This window comes from Aeromicrobium terrae (assembly GCF_008039565.1).
Classification (GTDB): domain Bacteria; phylum Actinomycetota; class Actinomycetes; order Propionibacteriales; family Nocardioidaceae; genus Aeromicrobium; species Aeromicrobium terrae.
Window position 1 is genome coordinate 153,012 of the sequence record NZ_VDUX01000005.1, and the last position, 16,666, is coordinate 169,677.

A 16,666-nucleotide genomic window follows, 5' to 3' on the forward strand; every position below is an offset into this window, starting at 1 on the left:
AATCGGCGCACCCTCCCGCGCTGGTGGTCTGAGGTGACGGTCCCGACCGGGACCCCGAACCTCAGGAGGAACCATGCCGCTCTTCATGGACGTCCACTCGCTGGACGGTGGAGTCGCCTTCGACGACGTCGTCAAGGCCCACATGGCGGATCTGCAGACCCAGGACAAGCACGGCGTCAAGTACCTGCGTTACTGGGTGAACGAGGACGACGGCAAGATCTTCTGCCTCGTCGACGCCCCGACCGAGGACGCCGCGCACGCGGTGCACCGAGAGGCGCACGGACTCGTCGCAGACGAGATCCACGCCGTCCGAGAGGGGGCGTGAGATGAGCACCGCGCCGTCTCGTCGCCGAGCCGTCCTGGCGACCGCCGCCCTGATCGTCTCCGCGGTCCTCTCGGCGTCCGCGGCGACCGCACGACCGGACGGGGGTCCGGCCAAGGTCCAGCCCCACGGCGCAGCCTCGGACACGTCCGGCTACCCCTGCTACAGCCACCGAGACGCGGTGGCCGACGGCGAGCTGCACTTCCCGGTGTCGCTCTGCCACCCGCTGCGGTCGACCTCGTCGTCGTAGCCCGGGTCAGCGGGTGCGGCGCTGCTCGAGGAGGCGGACGGCCTCCTCGACCTTCGCGCCGTAGTCGCCGGCGAGGGCCTTCTCGCGGATCTTCTCGAGCTGCGCCTTGCGGTCCTCCGGGTCGGCGTTCACCAACGCGCGGACGTCGTCCTGGAGGTCGTCGGGCAGGAGGGCGAACGCGGGGGTCCGCTCCAGGTCCTTCGTGTCGAACCCCTTGAACCCGAACCCGCGGTCGAAGCCGTGGCCGCGCAGCCCGGGCGGACCGGCACCGTCCGGGCCCCGGCCACGGAAGCCGCGGTCCTTCAATTCCTTCAGGTCCTTGCGCATCTCCTTGCGGAGCTCCTTGCGCACCTTCGTCCGGTCATGGTCGTGGTGACGCACGACCATCGCGACGTCCTTGGTGTGGTCGGACGACGGAGCCGAGGCGATGCCCGCGCCGGCGGCGACCGCCACGGCGAGCGCGAGGGCGCCGAGGGGGATCGCGGGGGCGAACGATCTGGGCACGGTCCCAGCGTACGTCGCGGCCGGGGCGTCGATAGCCTGATCACGTGATTCGCGGACCGGCGTACGACGCGTTCTTCCGCTCCGTGTTCGCCGGCATGGACCCCGAGTCCGCCCACCACAAGGCCTTCGCCGCCATCCGTGCCGCGGCACCCGTCACCCGGCGGGTGGTCCGCGTCCCCGCCTCGCCGCGCACTGTGATGGGCATCGAGTTCCCGCACGCGTTCGGCCTGGCCGCGGGCTTCGACAAGAACGCGCGCGCCGTCCCCGGCCTGCTCGGACTGGGCTTCGGCCACGTCGAGATCGGCACCGTCACGGCGCGACCGCAGCCGGGCAACCCCAAGCCGCGCCTCGTCCGGCTGGTCGACGACCGTGCGGTCGTCAACCGGATGGGCTTCAACAACGACGGCGCCGCGGAGGTCGCCAGCCGCCTGCACCGGCTGCGCCGCCGGGCCGTCGGACGCGACGCCGTCATTGGTGTGAACATCGGCAAGACGAAGATCACGCCGGTGGAGCACGCGGTCGACGACTACGTCGAGAGCGCCCGCCTCCTCGCGCCCTACGCCAGCTACCTCGTCGTGAACGTCTCCAGCCCCAACACCCCGGGCCTGCGCGACCTGCAGTCCGTCGACGCGCTCCGGCCGATCCTCGCCGCGGTGCGCGACGTCGTCGGCACGGTCCCCTTGGTGGTGAAGATCGCCCCGGACCTCGCCGACGAGGACGTCGACGCTGTCGCCGACCTGGCCCTCGAGCTCGAGCTCGCCGGCATCAGCGCCACCAACACCACCGTCGACCGCCCGGACTCGCTCACCACCCCGAGGGCCGAGATCGAGGCCGCTGGACCGGGCGGCCTCTCCGGTCCGGTCCTGGCGCCCCGGGCCACGGAGGTGCTGGTGCGCCTCCGCGACCGCGTGGGGGACCGGCTCGCGCTGATCGGCGTCGGCGGGGTCGCGACGCCCGAGGACGTCCGTGCCCGCCTCGACGCCGGCGCCGACCTCGTGCAGGCCTACACCGGGTTCATCTACGGGGGTCCGGCGTGGCCGGCGCGGATGGCCTGCGCCGCCCACCGCTGAACGCGATCACTGCGGCCACCGCCAGCAGCGCCGCCCCCGCCACTGCCGCGGCGTCGAGACCCTGGATGAACGCGTGCCGTGCCGCCTCGACGACCGGTCCCGCGAGCCGGTCCGGCAGCGAGGCGGCAAGGCCGACCGCCCCGGCCAGCGAGTCCCCGGCGGGTCCGTCCGACGTCCCGCCCGGCAGGTGGGCCGCCGCGTCGCTCCGGTAGGCGACGGCCGCGACGCTGCCCAGGACCGCGATGCCGAGCGCGCCGCCCAGCTCCTGGGCGGCCTCGCCCAGCGCGGCACCCGCGCCGGCCTCGGCGGGGTCGAGCACCGCCAGCACTGCGTCCGAGCAGATCGTCATCGTGACCACGCTGCCGGCGGCCAGCACGCCGGCCCCGACCAGGATCGTGGCGAGTGCGTCGTGCGAGGCGATGACCGCGAAGCCCACCACCCCCGCGGCCAGCCCGACCCCGGCCGCACGCGCCCGGCCCAGCCGCTCGGCGAGGACCGGAGCCAGGGGCGCCACCGCCCCGACGGCGAGCGCCGGCGCGAGGCTCCACAGCGCGGCGACGAACGGGCTGTACCCGAGCACGAGCTGCAGGTAGGCGGTCATGAAGACGGCGTTGCCGATCAGCGCGAACGAGCAGACGAGGTTGCCGCCGATCGCGGCGAGGTACGCGCGGGACCGGAGCAGTCGCGGGTCGATCATCGGGGCCGCGGCGGTGCGCTGCCGATGCACGAACAGCACCGCGAGCACGACGCCGACGACGATCGCACCGAGGCGTGAGGGAGCGAAGCCCTCGGCGGCCCACTGCTTCACGCCGTAGACGGTCGGCAGCACGGCACCGAGCGACAGCGCGGACCCGAGGAGGTCGAAGCGGGTGCCGGGACGGCCGGGAGTCCGCGGCAGGAGGATCGGCCCGGCGATCACGAGGAGCGCCATCGCCGGCAGGTTGACGAGGAACACCGAGCCCCAGGCGAAGTGCTCGAGCAGTACGCCGCTGAGCACCGGCCCGAGGGCGACGCCGGCGGTCATGATCCCGGTCCACGCCGCGACGGCCCGCGAGCGCTCCCGGTCGTCCGGGAACAGGGTGCGGACCATCGAGAGGGTCGACGGCATCAGCGTCGCGCCGCCCAGCCCGAGCACCGCCCGCGCGGCGATGAGCTGCTCCGGCGTCTGTGAGACGGCCGCCCCCACGGACGTCGCGGAGAAGGCGACGGCCCCGATGAGCAGGAGGCGACGCGCGCCGATCCGGTCGGCCACGGCGCCCATCGTCACGAGCAGCCCGGCGAGCACGAAGCCGTAGACGTCGAAGATCCAGAGCTGCTGGGTCGCGGACGCGTGCAGGTCCTCGCTGATCTGGGGGACGGCGAAGTAGAGGATCGACACGTCCATCGACACCAGGAGCAGCGGCAGTGCCAGCACGCCGAACGCGGTCCACGCCCGCCGGCGGTCGAGGTGCCGATCGGTCATTGTGTAGGTCATAAACAGAATGTAGACACAAAATGGTCTATGATACAAACAGTTTCTTCCGAGGAGTGCGCATGGCCGACGAGTCGACGTTGCCGCGGGGCGTCCGCGCGCTGTGGCACGGCCCCGAGACCGGCCGCCGAGGACCGAAGCCCACCACCTCGGTCCAGGAGATCGCCGAGCACGCGATCGCCCTGGCGGACGCCGAGGGCCTGGAGGCGGCGTCGCTCGCCGCGGTCGCCTCGCGGCTCGGCCTCACGACGATGTCCCTGTACCGGTACGTCGACTCCCGCGACGACCTGCGCGCGGTGATGGTCGACGTCGCCATGGGGCCGCTGACCCTCACCCGCCGGAGCTGGCGGCGACGGCTGGAGGAGTGGGCCCACGCCGACTTCGCTCAGCTGATGGCCCACCCGTGGATCCTCGACGTGCATGACCCCGAGCCGCCGGTCGGGCCGAACATGCTCGCCTGGACCGACGCCGGCATGGGCGTCCTGCTCGACGCCGGGCTCGACCCGCAGACCGCGTCGTCGAGCCTGTTGGCGGTCGACGGGCTCGCGCGCCACAGTGCCCAGATCGTGCGTCAGTACTCCGTGTCCGGCGCCGACGCCGCGTGGGCCAACCGCCTCCGCGAGGTCGTCGACGCCGACCGGCTGCCGGCGCTGCACGCCGTGCTCACGGCCGGCGCGCTCGAGGACGAGGACGGTCTGGAGACCGACCTCGACGTCGGCCTGGGGCTGCTGCTGGACGGGATCGCGGCCCGCCTGGAGCGGTGAACCGAGCCGGATTGGGAGTTCGCGCACCGACCCGGTATCTTTGACCGTCGGCGCGCCCCTTTAGCTCAGTCGGCAGAGCGTTTCCATGGTAAGGAAAAGGTCTACGGTTCGATTCCGTAAAGGGGCTCTGGGCTGCGAGTACATGTCGTGGCTCCCTGGCGGGGTAGCTCAGGTGGTTAGAGCACACGGCTCATAATCGTGGTGTCGCGGGTTCGAGTCCCGCCCCCGCTACCAAGTAGCACAGCTACCAGCATGACTTGACCCGAGAAGAAGAGGCTGACCCGTGGCGAGCAAGAGCTCCGACGTTCGACCCAAGATCACCTTGGCTTGCACCGTGTGCAAGGAGCGCAACTACATCACCAAGAAGAACCGTCGCAACGACCCCGATCGTCTCGACCTCAAGAAGTACTGCCCGCGCTGCAAGACGCACACGGAGCACCGCGAGACCCGCTGACGCGCCCTAGGCTGCGTCTCATGGACCTGGCCGAGCTGACGACGCTGCGGCTCGGCGGCCCGGCCCGCCAGGTGGTCGAGGCCACCACCGAGGCCGACCTGATCGACGCCGTCCGTGTCGTCGACGAAGCCGGCGATCCGCTGCTGCTCGTCGCCGGGGGCAGCAACCTCGTCGTGGCCGACGCCGGCTTCGACGGCACCGTCGTGCGCGTGCTGACGCGCGGCGTCGCGGTCGACGCCGACGCCTGCAGCGGCGCGATGGTCACCGTCCAGGCCGGCGAGCCGTGGGACCCGTTCGTCGAGCGCGCGGTCCGCGAGGGCTGGGTCGGGGTCGAGGCCCTGTCCGGCATCCCGGGCTCGGTCGGAGCGACGCCCATCCAGAACGTCGGCGCCTACGGCCAGGAGGTCGCGCAGACGATCGCCTCCGTCCGCGTCTACGACCGCTTCGACCGCGCCGTCCGCACCATCGCCGCCGCCGACTGCGGCTTCACGTACCGCAGCAGCCGCTTCAAGGCCGAGCCGCACCGCTTCGTCGTGCTCACCGTGTCCTTCCAGCTGCCGCTCGGCGACCTCGGTGCCCCGATCGCGTACGCCGAGCTGGCCCGCACCCTGGGCGTCGAGGTGGGGGAGCGCGTCCCGGCCGCCGACGTGCGGGAGGCCGTCCTGTCCCTGCGCCGCGGCAAGGGCATGGTGCTCGACCCCGACGATCACGACACCTGGAGCGCCGGCTCGTTCTTCACCAACCCGGTCCTCTCCGCGGTCGACGCGGAGGCGCTGCCCGAGGGTGCGCCGCGCTTCGCCCAGCCCGACGGCACGGTGAAGACCAGCGCCGCCTGGCTGATCGAGCGGGCCGGCTTCACCCGCGGCCACGGCACCGATCGTGTGGCCCTGTCGAGCAAGCACACGCTCGCCGTCACCAACCGCGGCGGCGCCACCACTGACGCCCTCCTCGCCCTCGCCCGGGAGGTGCGCGACGGCGTCCGCGACGCCTTCGGCGTCACGCTCGTGCCCGAGCCCGTGCTGGTGGGCGTCTCGCTCTAGTACCCGCTGCTGACGTGGGTCACGAGCACCAGGCCGAGGGCGCTGATCCCGAGCGTCAGGGTCAGGATCAGCAGCAGGGACGTGCTGATGATGCCGAGGGTGAGGCCGGCCGTGGCCTGCGACCGGCCGCCCCACCGGCCGGGGTCGGCATCGATCTCACGCCGAGCGGACGCCGCCAGGTAGACGGCCAGCGGACCGAGGGCCGTCGGCAGCACGATGATCACGCCGACCAGCGACACGATGCCTACGGCGAGTGCCGCGGTCGCTCGCGGGTGGTGCCTGAGCGCGACCGGGCGCTGCTCCGGCTGCACCGGATAGCGCGGCAACGGCTCCGTCACGCGTCCTCCTCCGGCCCGGCGAGCCAGTCGTCGACCCCGGCGAGGGCCTTCTGGCGCAGGTCGTCCGGCGCGCACGAGCGCCGCAGCGACATCCGCGCCAGCTCGGCGAGCTCGTCGTCGGTCAACCCCTGGGCGGCGCGCAGCACCGCGTACTGACCGGCCAGCCGGGAGCCGAACAGCAGCGGGTCGTCGGCCCCAAGCGCCACGTCGACGCCGGCGGTGACGAGCTGTCGCACCGGGACCTCCTCCAGGGTCGAGTACACCCCGAGGGCGACGTTCGACGTGGGACAGACCTCGAGCGCCACGCCCGCGTCGGCCACGCGGCGGAGCACGTCGGGGTCCTCCGCCGACCGTACGCCGTGGCCGAGGCGGTTCGGGTGGAGGTTGTCCAGGCACTGCACGACGTGCGCGGGCCCGCGCAGCTCGCCGCCGTGCGGGACGAGGAGCAGCCCGGCGCGCTCGGCGATCGCGAACGCGGGGCCGAACGCGGTGGTGTCGCCCCGCCGCTCGTCGTTCGACAGCCCGAACCCGATGACCCCGCGGCCGGCGTACTGCGCGGCGAGCCGGGCGAGCGTCCGGGCGTCCATCGGGTGGCGCGTGCGGTTGGCCGCCACCACGACCGCCATGCTCAGGCCGGTGCGGTCCGACGCGTCGCGGACGGCGTCGAGCACGAGGTCGGTGAAGGCCGTGATGCCGCCGAACCGGGCGGCGTAGCCGGACGGGTCGACCTGGATCTCGGTCCAGACGCAGCCGTCGGCCGCGTCGTCCTCGGCGGCCTCGAGCACCAGCCGCCGCACGTCCGCCTCCGTCCGCAGGACCGACCGCGCCACGTCGTAGAGCCGCTGGAACCGGAACCAGCCCTTCTCGTCGGTGGCCACGAGCTGCGGCGGCCAGTCCTCCACGAGCGCTGTCGGGAGCCGGATGCCGTCGCGCTCGGCCATCTCGAGCAGCGTCCCGTGCCGCATCGACCCGGTGAAGTGCAGGTGGAGGTGTGCCTTCGGCAGGCCGGCGACGGGCCTCACGGACGCGCAGCCGCCCCGGAGGCTGCACTGCGGACGGCGGCGGCCACGCGCGCGTGGACGTCGGGATGGAAGACGCTCGGCACGATGTAGTTGGCGCTGAGCTCGTCGGGGGCCACGGTGGCGGCGATCGCGTCGGCGGCCGCGAGCAGGACGCTGTCGTCGATCCCGCGGCTCTGCGCGTCGAGCAGCCCGCGGAAGATGCCGGGGAACGCGAGCACGTTGTTGATCTGGTTCGGGTGGTCGGACCGGCCGGTCGCGACGACGGTGGCGTGCCGACGCGCGACGATCGGGTCCACCTCGGGGTCCGGGTTCGCCAGGGCGAAGACGATCGAGCCCTCGGCCATCGCGGCGACGTCATCCGCGTCGAGCACGTTCGGGGCGCTCACGCCGATGAACACGTCGGCGCCGGGCAGCACCTCCCTGAGCGTGCCGGTCAGGCCGCTGCGGTTGGTGTTGGTGGCGATCCACTGCATGGACTCGTCGGTGTCGCCGCGCTCGGCGTGCACCACTCCGGAGACGTCGCACACGACGACGTCGCTGAGCCCGGCCTCGATCAGCAGCCGCAGGATCGCGGTGCCGGCCGCGCCGGCACCGGACATCACCAGCCGGACGTCCTCGATGCGCTTGCCGACGACGAGCAGGGCGTTGCGCAGGGCGGCGAGCACGACGATGGCGGTGCCGTGCTGGTCGTCGTGGAAGACCGGGATGTCCAGCCGCTCGCGGAGCCGGGCCTCCACCTCGAAGCAGCGGGGCGCCGAGATGTCCTCGAGGTTGATGCCCGCGAACCCCGGCGACACCGCCGCCACGGTCTCGACGATCTGGTCGACGTCCTGGGTGTCGAGGCACAGCGGCCAGGCGTCGATGTCGGCGAACCCCTTGAACAGGGCGGCCTTGCCCTCCATGACCGGCAGCGCCGCGTGCGGCCCGATGTTGCCCAGGCCGAGCACGGCCGACCCGTCGGTGACCACCGCGACGCTGTTGCGCTTGATCGTCAGCCGCCGGGCGTCCTCGCGGTCTGCGGCGATCGCCTGGCAGATGCGCGCGACGCCGGGCGTGTAGACCATCGACAGGTCGTCGCGGTTGCGCAACGGGTGCTTGGCGGCGGTCTCGATGACGCCGCCGAGGTGCATCAGGAACGTGCGGTCGGACACCTTCCGCACGTCGACGTCGGCGATCGCCTCCAGCGCGGCGACCACCCGGTCCGCGTGCTCGGTGCCCGACGTCGCGCAGGTGAGGTCGATGCGCAGACCCTCCCGGTCGCCGGAGCTCGGGGGCGAGACGTCGAGCGCCGTGACCACTCCGCCGGACTGCTCCACGGTGGTGGTGAGCTCGCTGACGGCCGAGCCTCCGGACGGCACCTCGAGTCGAACGGTGATCGAGTACGAGATGCTCGGAGCGGGGTCCATGCCTCGGTTTTACCCTGCCGTGTCCTTACCCGTACACTTGACTGACCGGTGAAAACTTCAGGCTAGTTCGTCATGCCCGCACTCGGGTCGGACACCGGAGGTCTTCCCCGTACGGCACTAGCTCAACTGGCAGAGCATCGGTCTCCAAAACCGAAGGTTGGGGGTTCAAGTCCCTCGTGCCGTGCGAAGCACGGTCGGACGACTCCCACCGTGCAAGCACTGACAAGAAGGATGTGAGAACCGTGAGCGAACGCCACGAGTTGTCCGGCACCACCGGGCGCACGTCGCCGATCACGTTCTACCGCCAGGTCGTCGCCGAGCTGCGCAAGGTCGTCTGGCCGACGCGACCCCAGGTGGTCAACTACTTCTTCGTCGTGCTCGTGTTCGTGCTGTTCATGATGGCGATCGTCGCCGGCCTCGACTACGGGTTCGGCAAGGCGATGTTCGCGGTCTTCGCGTGAGGGACTGAAGGATCACCGTGTCGCAAGGATTCAACGAGAAGGACACCACCGTCGAGGTCGACGAGGGTGTCTCCGACGCGCCCGCCGACGACGTGGCTGACGCGCCGGTCGTCGAGGACGACGCCGTCGCCGAGGACGTCGCGCCGGAGGAGGTCGCACCGGTCGAGGACGACGCTCCCGCCGAGCAGGACGCCGCCGAGTCCCAGGCCGAGGCCGACCAGTCCGTCGAGGACGCCCCCGCCGAGACCGACGAGCCGGTCGAGGCCGACGAGCCCGTCGAGGCGGACGACTCGGTCCGCGCCGCCGAGGACGCCCTGGCGGAGTTCCGCGAGCTCCTCCACAACCAGCCCGGCGACTGGTACGTCGTGCACACCTACTCCGGCATGGAGAAGCGGGTCAAGGCGAACCTCGAGAACCGCATGGTCTCCCTGAACGCCGAGGACTACATCTTCGAGGTCGTCGTGCCCACCGAGGAGGTCGCCGAGATCAAGAACGGTCAGCGCAAGCTCGTCAAGCGCACCGTCCTCCCCGGCTACGTCCTCGTCCGCATGGACCTCACCGACGAGTCGTGGGGCGTCGTCCGCCACACCCCGTCGGTCACCGGCTTCGTCGGCAACTCGCACCAGCCGGTGCCGCTGAGCCTCGACGAGGTGGAGCAGATGCTCGCCCCGGCTGTCGAGGCCGAGGTCGCCGCCACCGCCACCGAGGCGGCGGGCGACGCGGCCCAGCCGGCGAAGGCCCCCAAGGTCGAGTTCGCGGACTTCAGCGTCGGCGACTCCGTCATGGTCGTCGACGGGCCGTTCGCCACGCTGCACGCCACGATCACCGAGATCAACGTCGACGCCCAGAGGGTCAAGGCCCTCGTCGAGATCTTCGGCCGGGAGACGCCGGTCGAGCTCTCGTTCACCCAGATCCAGAAGGTCTGACCGCTCGCCGGTCGAGCCTGTCGAGACACCAACCCAACGAAACAAGGACTCAGAGAAATGCCTCCCAAGAAGAAGGTCGCAGCGATCGTCAAGGTGCAGCTGCAGGCCGGCATGGCCAACCCGGCGCCGCCCGTCGGCACCGCGCTCGGCCCGCACGGCGTCAACATCATGGACTTCTGCAAGGCGTACAACGCCGAGACGGAGTCCATGCGCGGCAACGTCGTCCCCGTCGAGATCACCATCTACGAGGACCGCACGTTCGACTTCATCACCAAGACGCCTCCGGCGGCCGAGCTGATCAAGAAGGCCGCGGGCCTGAAGAAGGGCTCCGGCGTCCCCCACAAGGAGAAGGTCGGCTCGATCACCAAGGACCAGATCCGCGAGATCGCCACCACCAAGATGCCCGACCTCAACGCCAACGACATCGATCAGGCGATGAAGATCGTCGAGGGCACCGCCCGCTCCATGGGCGTCACCACCGACTGAAGCACCACCCAAAAGGAACCGTGGGAGAGCCGGCTGGGCTCGCACCACAACTGGTGAAAGGAACCAGGCATGACACAGCACAGCAAGGCGTACCGCGCGGTCGCCGAGAAGATCGACAAGGACGCGCTCTACACGCCGCTCCAGGCCACGAGGCTGGCCAAGGAGAGCGGCAGCACCAAGTACGACTCCACCGTCGACGTCGCCATCCGGCTCGGGGTCGATCCCCGCAAGGCCGACCAGATGGTCCGCGGCACGGTCAACCTGCCGCACGGCACCGGCAAGACCTCCCGAGTCCTGGTCTTCGCCACCGGCGCCAACGCCGACGCCGCTCGTGAGGCCGGCGCCGACCACGTGGGCGCCGACGAGCTCGTCGACAAGGTCAACGAGGGCTGGCTCGACTTCGACGCCGTCGTCGCCACCCCGGACATGATGGGCAAGGTCGGCCGTCTCGGTCGCGTCCTCGGTCCGCGCAACCTGATGCCGAACCCGAAGACCGGCACGGTGACCACCGACGTCGCCAAGGCCGTCTCGGACATCAAGGGCGGCAAGATCGAGTTCCGCATCGACCGTCACGCCAACCTGCAGTTCGTCATCGGCAAGGCGTCCTTCACCGCCGAGCAGCTCGCCGAGAACTACGGCGCCGCGCTCGACGAGGTCCTGCGCCTCAAGCCGTCGAGCTCCAAGGGCCGCTACGTCAAGAAGATCACGATCTCCACGACGAACGGCCCGGGCATCCCCGTCGACCCGGCGCGCACGAAGAACTTCGCCGTCGACGACGAGGCCTGACAGCCAGCACGTCCTAGCCGGTCCCGGTACCCGTCAGGGTGCCGGGACCGCTGCGTTCGCGCGTGACCTGCGATGACCTATGCTCGGCCGCATGCGTTCTCGCCTGAAGCACTGGACCGCCGTCACCACCGTCGTCCTCGTCGCGAGCGTCTCGCTCGCCGCGTGCGGTGACAAGGACGACGACGGCACGAAGGGCAGCGGCGACTCCTCGAGCGTCGGCTCGTCCGCCGACACGACGCTCACCAAGGACAACGTCTTCGCCGAGCTCACCAAGGCGCAGACGAAGGCCGGCACCAGCCACATCGACATGAACGTCGAGGTCGCGGGCCAGGCCATCAAGGCCAAGGGTGACGTGAAGATCGGCCAGAGCGCGGACGACACCGCCATGGGCATGACGATGGACACCGGGCAGGCGGGGGCGGGCACGCTCGAGATGCGGCTCGTCGACAAGATCTTCTACCTCAACTTCGGCCCGATGACGCAGAACAAGTTCGTGAAGATCGACCTCACCGACAAGGACAACCCGATCGGCAAGCAGTACGGCGATCTCCTCGACAACATCGACCCGTCGAAGCAGCTCGACCAGATCAAGGGCGCGGTGAAGAGCTTCGAGAAGAAGGGCGCGGCCAAGGAGCTCGACGGCGTCAAGGCGCAGCCCTACGCGGTCGTGGTGGACACGTCGAAGGTGGAGGCCTTCAAGGCCGCCGGCGCCGACGCGGCGAAGCTGCCCAAGACGCTCACGTACACGATGTACGTCGGCCCCGACAACCTGCTGCGCCGCCTGATCTCCGAGATCCCCAACATCGCCGGCGCGGGCGCCACCACGCTGACGATCGACTACTCCAAGTGGGGCGAGGACGTCTCCATCGAGAAGCCGAAGGCCTCCGACATCTCCGACAAGGACCCCTTCGCCCAGCTCGGCCAGGGATAGGTACCCCTTTCTGGTCGTGTGCTCCCGCGAGTGTCAGGCGGCATCCCGGTGGTCGAGTGCGGCCGCGAGCGCCAGCGAGCTGGCCGTGTATCGAGACCACCCTGGACGACAGCAAGCCTGACTTCTCACCAGGTCTCGTCACCCTGACGCCTTCGGCGTGACGCGCTCGACCTCCTCCAGTGCTCCGCGGATCCTGAGCCTGTCGAAGGGCGCAGAGCTCGCGCCACCTCCGGATTTGGAACCGGGCGCAGCCGTCCCCTAGACTGGACGACGCCGAAGACCGCTGGTCGGGTCCGCACCCGCAGACCCCGAAGAGCCCGCCAGGGCGGCCCGCGCAGGACCCACGAACCGTTCATCACGTCGATGCGCGCCCCGTGCCCTGCGCCGGGGCGTTTCTCATGGGCGGCCATGGAATCCGGCACCACTACCCGTGCTGGAAGGAGACCCGTGGCGAACGCAGAGAAGACTGCCGCCGTTGCCGAGCTCGTGGAGAACTTCCGCGAGTCCAGCGGCGCCGTGCTCACGGACTACCGCGGTCTCACCGTCAAGCAGCTGCAGGACCTGCGGCGCTCGCTCGGTGGGAGCGCGAACTACGCCGTCACGAAGAACACGCTGACGAAGATCGCCGCCAAGGAGGCTGGTGTCGAGCTGGACGAGTCGCTGCTCGTCGGCCCGACCGCCATCGCCTTCATCACCGGCGACGTCGTCGAGGCCGCCAAGGGCCTGCGTGACTTCGCGAAGGACAACAGCCCGCTGATCATCAAGGGAGGCTTCCTCGACGGGAAGATCCTCGCCCCTGACGAGATCAAGAAGCTGGCCGACCTCGAGTCGCGCGAGGTCCTCCTCGCCAAGCTCGCGGGCGGCATGAAGGCGAGCCTCAGCAACGCCGCGTCGCTGTTCAACGCGCCGCTGTCGCAGGCCGCACGCACCATCGCGGCCCTGCAGGCCAAGCTCCCCGCCGAGGAAGCACCTGCTGCGGAGGCACCTGCTGCCGAGGCACCCGCCGACGAAGCACCCGTCGAGGAGGTGGCCGCCCCCGAGGCGACCGCCGACGAGGCACCCGTGGTCGAGGAAGCCGCCGCCGAGTCCGGCGCGGAGTCCACGACCGAGACCGAGGGCTGACGCCCGATCACATCGGGACCCCCTCGGGGTCTCATCCGAAGGAAGGACGCCACCATGGCGAAGCTCAGCACCGACGACCTGTTGGATGCATTCAAGGAAATGACGCTCATCGAGCTCAGCGAGTTCGTGAAGCAGTTCGAGGAGACCTTCGAGGTCACGGCCGCCGCTCCGGTCGCCGTCGCCGCCGCGGGTGCTCCCGCCGCTGCCGGCGGTGACGCCGGTGGCGCCGACAGCGACCAGGACGAGTTCGACGTCGTCCTCGACGCTGCCGGCGACAAGAAGATCCAGGTCATCAAGGAGGTCCGCACGCTCACGAGCCTCGGCCTCAAGGAGGCCAAGGACCTCGTCGAGGGTGCGCCCAAGCCGGTCCTGGAGAAGGTCAACAAGGAGACCGCCGACAAGGCGAAGGAGGCCCTCGAGGCCGCCGGCGCCACCGTCTCGGTCAAGTGACCTCTCGCTGATCGTCAGCGACGGCGCCCACCCCGCTTCCGGGGTGGGCGCCGTTCTGCTGTCCGGGACCCGTCTCACGCCCTGGTGGACGACCTTTGTCACTCCGAGTTACATGGGATACGGTCATCCGGATCCTCCGCGTCATCGGAGGGTCATCGACCCGTGGCGTTCACGTAACCTCCCTGCTCGGAGTTCGTTAGGATGAGTGTCCTGAGTCACAGGTGAACCAGGCGTCCGACCATGGGGTCGGTGCACCGCGGATCAGCAAGGAGGGGCCTCCGTGGGAACAGAGATTGCCATCGAAGGTCTGACCAAGAGCTTCGGCAACCAGCTCATCTGGAAGGACGTCACGCTGACGCTCCCGGCCGGTGAGATCTCGGTGATGCTCGGCCCGTCCGGCACCGGCAAGTCCGTCCTGCTGAAGACGCTCATCGGTCTGCTGAAGCCCGACGAGGGCCACATCTGGATCGAGGGCACGGACATCGCCAACTGCAAGGAGAAGGAGCTCTACGAGATCCGCAAGCTGTTCGGCGTGCTGTTCCAGGACGGCGCGATGTTCGGCTCCATGGACCTCTACGACAACGTCGCCTTCCCGCTGCGCGAGCACACCAAGAAGAGCGAGTCCGAGATCCGCAACATCGTCATGGACAAGATGGAGCTCGTCGGTCTGCTCGGCGCCGAGAACAAGCTCCCCGGCGAGATCTCCGGCGGCATGCGCAAGCGCGCCGGCCTCGCCCGCGCGCTGGTCCTCGAGCCGGAGATCCTGCTCGTCGACGAGCCCGACTCCGGCCTCGACCCCGTCCGCACGGCGTACCTGAACCAGCTCTTCATCGACCTGAACGCCCAGATCGACGCCACGTTCCTCATCGTGACCCACGACATCAACAGCTGCCGCACGGTGCCGGACAACATCGGCCTGCTGTACCACAAGCACCTGGCGATGTTCGGTCCCCGCGAGATGCTCCTCTCCAGCGAGGAGCCCGTCGTCGCGCAGTTCCTGAACGCCCAGCGGGTCGGCCCGATCGGCATGTCCGAGGAGAAGGACGCCGACGAGCTCGAGGCGGAGAAGAACATCAAGATGCCGCCGCTGCCCCCGATCCCGCTGCAGATCACCACGTCGAACGGACGTCCGCGTCGCGCCGCACGCGAGCCCGGAGCCTGGTGCCGCGAGAACGGCGTCACCCCGCCTCCCGGGTCCTTCGGTGAGAACGTGTCGACGGCACCCGGCGCCGGCGCCGAGGTCAGTGCGTGAGCGCAGCCCGTGTTGCCGCACCCGCGAGGGTCGCGGGTGATCTCTTCGCGTTCATGCTGGACGTGGGTGTCGCGCTGTTCAAGCGACCCTTCCAGCTGCGCGAGTTCCTCCAGCAGGCCTGGTTCATCGTCACCGTCACCATCGTCCCGACGGCCCTGGTGTCCATCCCGTTCGGCGCGGTCATCGCCCTGCAGATCGGCGGCCTCCTCAAGCAGTTCGGCGCGCAGTCGTTCAGCGGCTCCGCCTCCGTCCTCGCGGTCGTCCGCGAGGCCGGCCCCATCGCCACCGCGCTGCTGATCGCCGGCGCGGCAGGCTCCGCGATCGCCGCCGACTTCGGCGCCCGCAAGATCCGCGAAGAGCTCGACGCCATGATGGTGCTCGGCATCGACCCCATCCAGCGCCTGGTCGTCCCGCGCGTGCTCGCCTGCATGATGATCGCGGTCTTCCTCAACGGCCTGGTCACGATCGTCGGCGTCGCCGGCGGCTACGTCTTCAACGTCGTCCTCCAGGGCGGCACACCCGGCGCCTACATCGCGTCCTTCACCGCGTTGGCCCAATTGCCTGACATGTACCAAGGCATGATCAAGGCCCTCATCTTCGGCTTCATCGCCGCCATCGTCGCCGCCTACAAGGGCATGAACGCCAAGGGAGGCCCGAAGGGCGTCGGCGACGCCGTGAACGAGGCCGTCGTCATCACGTTCGTCCTGCTGTTCATCGTCAACTTCTTCATCTCCGCCCTCTATCTGCAGCTCGTGCCGCCGAAGGGGATGTGACGATGGCTGACAACCGATTCGCCGGTCTGGCGCAGCGTCCCGCGGAGGCCCTCGACGGCATGGGCCGTCAGATGCTCTTCTACATCCGCGTGCTCGCCGCGGTGCCGTTCACGATCAAGAACTACAGCAAGGAGATCGTGCGGCTGCTCGCCGAGGTCACCCTGGGCTCCGGCGCGCTCGCGGTCATCGGCGGCACCATCGGCGTGGTCGTCTCGCTCTGCTTCTTCACCGGCACCGAGGTCGGCATCCAGGGCTACGCGGCTCTCGACCAGCTCGGCACCGCGGCGCTCACCGGCTTCGTCTCGGCGTACTTCAACACCCGCGAGATCTCGCCGATCGTCGCCGGCATCGCCCTCGCGGCCACCGTCGGCTGCGGCTTCACCGCGCAGCTCGGCGCCATGCGCATCTCCGAGGAGGTCGACGCCCTCGAGGTGATGGCCATCCCGTCGATGCAGTTCCTGGTCACCACCCGCGTGCTGGCCGGCCTCATCGCCGTCATCCCGCTGTACATCGTGGGCCTGCTGTCCTCGTACTTCGCGACGCGCCTCACGATCACGCAGATCAACGGGCAGTCCAGCGGCACTTACGACCACTACTTCACGACGTTCCTACCACCGGGCGACGTCCTGTGGTCGTTCGGCAAGGTGCTGATCTTCGCCGTCGTCGTGATCCTCATCCACTGCTACTACGGCTACTACGCCAGCGGCGGCCCCGCCGGCGTGGGCGTGGCCGTGGGCCGTGCCGTCCGAACCTCGATCGTGGCCATCAACGTGGTCGACCTCCTCGCCTCCATGGCGATCTGGGGCACCACCGTCACCGTCAGACTGGCGGGCTGAGA

21 protein-coding genes and 3 tRNA genes are annotated in these 16,666 nt (G+C 70.1%); 19 read left to right on the plus strand and 5 right to left on the minus strand.

Annotation, left to right across the window (positions count from 1 at the left end; genetic code table 11):
* The first annotated feature begins 73 nt into the window (after positions 1-73).
* Both FHP06_RS11825 and FHP06_RS11830 read left to right on the plus strand, forming a co-directional pair.
* Positions 74-325, plus strand: coding sequence for a DUF4242 domain-containing protein (locus FHP06_RS11825; RefSeq protein ID WP_147686988.1), 252 nt, complete (start codon positions 74-76; stop codon positions 323-325).
* Position 326: 1 nt separating this feature from the next.
* Positions 327-572 carry a hypothetical protein gene (locus tag FHP06_RS11830; RefSeq protein ID WP_147686989.1) on the plus strand — a complete coding sequence of 82 codons (246 nt, stop codon included), beginning with the start codon at positions 327-329 and terminating at the stop codon, positions 570-572.
* A 6-nt stretch (positions 573-578) separates the two neighbouring features.
* Here the strand turns inward: FHP06_RS11830 and FHP06_RS11835 are convergent, their stop codons facing one another.
* Positions 579-1,076, minus strand: coding sequence for a hypothetical protein (locus tag FHP06_RS11835; RefSeq protein WP_147686990.1), 498 nt, complete (start codon positions 1,074-1,076; stop codon positions 579-581).
* A gap of 44 nt (positions 1,077-1,120) precedes the next feature.
* On the opposite strand from FHP06_RS11835, the gene FHP06_RS11840 reads away from it, so the two are divergent.
* Positions 1,121-2,146 (plus strand): quinone-dependent dihydroorotate dehydrogenase, encoded by a 1,026-nt coding sequence (locus FHP06_RS11840; RefSeq protein ID WP_230973497.1) that lies wholly within the window; start codon positions 1,121-1,123, stop codon positions 2,144-2,146.
* Here FHP06_RS11840 and FHP06_RS11845 read toward each other — a convergent pair.
* Positions 2,091-3,620 (minus strand): MFS transporter, encoded by a 1,530-nt coding sequence (locus tag FHP06_RS11845; RefSeq protein ID WP_222706462.1) that lies wholly within the window; start codon positions 3,618-3,620, stop codon positions 2,091-2,093. The two genes, FHP06_RS11840 and FHP06_RS11845, sit on opposite strands and share 56 nt — an antisense overlap.
* A gap of 59 nt (positions 3,621-3,679) precedes the next feature.
* On the opposite strand from FHP06_RS11845, the gene FHP06_RS11850 reads away from it, so the two are divergent.
* The 5 genes from FHP06_RS11850 to FHP06_RS11870 all read left to right on the plus strand — a co-directional run bounded on the left by FHP06_RS11850 (position 3,680) and on the right by FHP06_RS11870 (position 5,875).
* Positions 3,680-4,381 carry a TetR/AcrR family transcriptional regulator gene (locus FHP06_RS11850; protein ID WP_187271912.1) on the plus strand — a complete coding sequence of 234 codons (702 nt, stop codon included), beginning with the start codon at positions 3,680-3,682 and terminating at the stop codon, positions 4,379-4,381.
* Positions 4,382-4,435: 54 nt separating this feature from the next.
* Positions 4,436-4,508: transfer RNA gene (locus tag FHP06_RS11855), tRNA-Thr, on the plus strand.
* 30 nt (positions 4,509-4,538) lie between these two features.
* Positions 4,539-4,615, plus strand: a tRNA-Met gene (locus tag FHP06_RS11860).
* A gap of 49 nt (positions 4,616-4,664) precedes the next feature.
* The gene (gene rpmG, locus FHP06_RS11865; protein ID WP_147686992.1) at positions 4,665-4,835 is read left to right on the plus strand and encodes a 50S ribosomal protein L33; all 171 of its coding nucleotides are present in this window, start codon (positions 4,665-4,667) and stop codon (positions 4,833-4,835) included.
* A gap of 20 nt (positions 4,836-4,855) precedes the next feature.
* Positions 4,856-5,875 carry a UDP-N-acetylmuramate dehydrogenase gene (locus tag FHP06_RS11870; RefSeq protein WP_147686993.1) on the plus strand — a complete coding sequence of 340 codons (1,020 nt, stop codon included), beginning with the start codon at positions 4,856-4,858 and terminating at the stop codon, positions 5,873-5,875.
* On the opposite strand, the gene FHP06_RS11875 is transcribed toward FHP06_RS11870, so the two are convergent.
* Genes FHP06_RS11875 through FHP06_RS11885 form a run of 3 tightly spaced genes read right to left on the minus strand, consistent with a single transcriptional unit; the run spans position 5,872 to position 8,641 of the window.
* A complete protein-coding gene (locus tag FHP06_RS11875) occupies positions 5,872-6,213 on the minus strand; it encodes a DUF4190 domain-containing protein (protein ID WP_147686994.1) in 342 nt (113 codons plus the stop codon). The two genes, FHP06_RS11870 and FHP06_RS11875, sit on opposite strands and share 4 nt — an antisense overlap.
* The gene (locus FHP06_RS11880; protein ID WP_147686995.1) at positions 6,210-7,235 is read right to left on the minus strand and encodes an adenosine deaminase; all 1,026 of its coding nucleotides are present in this window, start codon (positions 7,233-7,235) and stop codon (positions 6,210-6,212) included. Before FHP06_RS11880 ends, FHP06_RS11875 begins: the two co-directional genes overlap by 4 nt.
* A complete protein-coding gene (locus FHP06_RS11885; RefSeq protein WP_147686996.1) occupies positions 7,232-8,641 on the minus strand; it encodes an NAD-dependent malic enzyme in 1,410 nt (469 codons plus the stop codon). The genes FHP06_RS11880 and FHP06_RS11885 overlap by 4 nt, the downstream gene beginning before the upstream one ends.
* Positions 8,642-8,752: 111 nt before the next feature.
* Here FHP06_RS11885 and FHP06_RS11890 point away from each other — a divergent pair.
* From FHP06_RS11890 to FHP06_RS11940, 11 genes are all read left to right on the plus strand, one after another.
* Positions 8,753-8,825: transfer RNA gene (locus FHP06_RS11890), tRNA-Trp, on the plus strand.
* A 58-nt stretch (positions 8,826-8,883) separates the two neighbouring features.
* Entirely contained in the window at positions 8,884-9,102 is a 219-nt protein-coding gene (gene secE, locus FHP06_RS11895) for a preprotein translocase subunit SecE (protein WP_192609231.1), read from the plus strand.
* Between the two features lie 17 nt (positions 9,103-9,119).
* Entirely contained in the window at positions 9,120-10,028 is a 909-nt protein-coding gene (gene nusG, locus FHP06_RS11900; RefSeq protein ID WP_407921293.1) for a transcription termination/antitermination protein NusG, read from the plus strand.
* A 57-nt stretch (positions 10,029-10,085) separates the two neighbouring features.
* Positions 10,086-10,514 carry a 50S ribosomal protein L11 gene (gene rplK / locus FHP06_RS11905; protein WP_147686998.1) on the plus strand — a complete coding sequence of 143 codons (429 nt, stop codon included), beginning with the start codon at positions 10,086-10,088 and terminating at the stop codon, positions 10,512-10,514.
* 69 nt (positions 10,515-10,583) lie between these two features.
* Positions 10,584-11,300 carry a 50S ribosomal protein L1 gene (gene rplA / locus FHP06_RS11910; RefSeq protein WP_147686999.1) on the plus strand — a complete coding sequence of 239 codons (717 nt, stop codon included), beginning with the start codon at positions 10,584-10,586 and terminating at the stop codon, positions 11,298-11,300.
* A 91-nt stretch (positions 11,301-11,391) separates the two neighbouring features.
* The gene (locus FHP06_RS11915) at positions 11,392-12,231 is read left to right on the plus strand and encodes a hypothetical protein (RefSeq protein ID WP_147687000.1); all 840 of its coding nucleotides are present in this window, start codon (positions 11,392-11,394) and stop codon (positions 12,229-12,231) included.
* Positions 12,232-12,678: 447 nt separating this feature from the next.
* A complete protein-coding gene (gene rplJ / locus FHP06_RS11920) occupies positions 12,679-13,353 on the plus strand; it encodes a 50S ribosomal protein L10 (RefSeq protein WP_147687001.1) in 675 nt (224 codons plus the stop codon).
* A 54-nt stretch (positions 13,354-13,407) separates the two neighbouring features.
* Positions 13,408-13,803, plus strand: coding sequence for a 50S ribosomal protein L7/L12 (gene rplL / locus FHP06_RS11925; RefSeq protein ID WP_147687002.1), 396 nt, complete (start codon positions 13,408-13,410; stop codon positions 13,801-13,803).
* A gap of 280 nt (positions 13,804-14,083) precedes the next feature.
* The gene (locus FHP06_RS11930) at positions 14,084-15,055 is read left to right on the plus strand and encodes an ABC transporter ATP-binding protein (protein WP_147687003.1); all 972 of its coding nucleotides are present in this window, start codon (positions 14,084-14,086) and stop codon (positions 15,053-15,055) included.
* 53 nt (positions 15,056-15,108) lie between these two features.
* Positions 15,109-15,828, plus strand: coding sequence for an MlaE family ABC transporter permease (locus FHP06_RS11935; RefSeq protein ID WP_147687090.1), 720 nt, complete (start codon positions 15,109-15,111; stop codon positions 15,826-15,828).
* A gap of 2 nt (positions 15,829-15,830) precedes the next feature.
* Positions 15,831-16,664, plus strand: coding sequence for an MlaE family ABC transporter permease (locus FHP06_RS11940; protein WP_147687004.1), 834 nt, complete (start codon positions 15,831-15,833; stop codon positions 16,662-16,664).
* Positions 16,665-16,666 lie beyond the last annotated feature (2 nt).

Excerpts from the sequence above, each read along its gene's own strand:
- FHP06_RS11825 (WP_147686988.1), top strand. The coding sequence starts at position 74 with ATGCCGCTCTTCATGGACGTCCACTCGCTGGACGGTGGAGTCGCCTTC.
- FHP06_RS11830 (WP_147686989.1), top strand. The coding sequence starts at position 327 with ATGAGCACCGCGCCGTCTCGTCGCCGAGCCGTCCTGGCGACCGCCGCC.
- FHP06_RS11845 (WP_222706462.1), bottom strand. The coding sequence starts at position 3,620 with ATGACCTACACAATGACCGATCGGCACCTCGACCGCCGGCGGGCGTGG.
- FHP06_RS11850 (WP_187271912.1), top strand. The coding sequence starts at position 3,680 with ATGGCCGACGAGTCGACGTTGCCGCGGGGCGTCCGCGCGCTGTGGCAC.
- FHP06_RS11870 (WP_147686993.1), top strand. The coding sequence starts at position 4,856 with ATGGACCTGGCCGAGCTGACGACGCTGCGGCTCGGCGGCCCGGCCCGC.
- FHP06_RS11885 (WP_147686996.1), bottom strand. The coding sequence starts at position 8,641 with ATGGACCCCGCTCCGAGCATCTCGTACTCGATCACCGTTCGACTCGAG.
- rplK (WP_147686998.1), top strand. The coding sequence starts at position 10,086 with ATGCCTCCCAAGAAGAAGGTCGCAGCGATCGTCAAGGTGCAGCTGCAG.
- rplA (WP_147686999.1), top strand. The coding sequence starts at position 10,584 with ATGACACAGCACAGCAAGGCGTACCGCGCGGTCGCCGAGAAGATCGAC.
- FHP06_RS11915 (WP_147687000.1), top strand. The coding sequence starts at position 11,392 with ATGCGTTCTCGCCTGAAGCACTGGACCGCCGTCACCACCGTCGTCCTC.
- rplL (WP_147687002.1), top strand. The coding sequence starts at position 13,408 with ATGGCGAAGCTCAGCACCGACGACCTGTTGGATGCATTCAAGGAAATG.
- FHP06_RS11935 (WP_147687090.1), top strand. The coding sequence starts at position 15,109 with ATGCTGGACGTGGGTGTCGCGCTGTTCAAGCGACCCTTCCAGCTGCGC.
- FHP06_RS11940 (WP_147687004.1), top strand. The coding sequence starts at position 15,831 with ATGGCTGACAACCGATTCGCCGGTCTGGCGCAGCGTCCCGCGGAGGCC.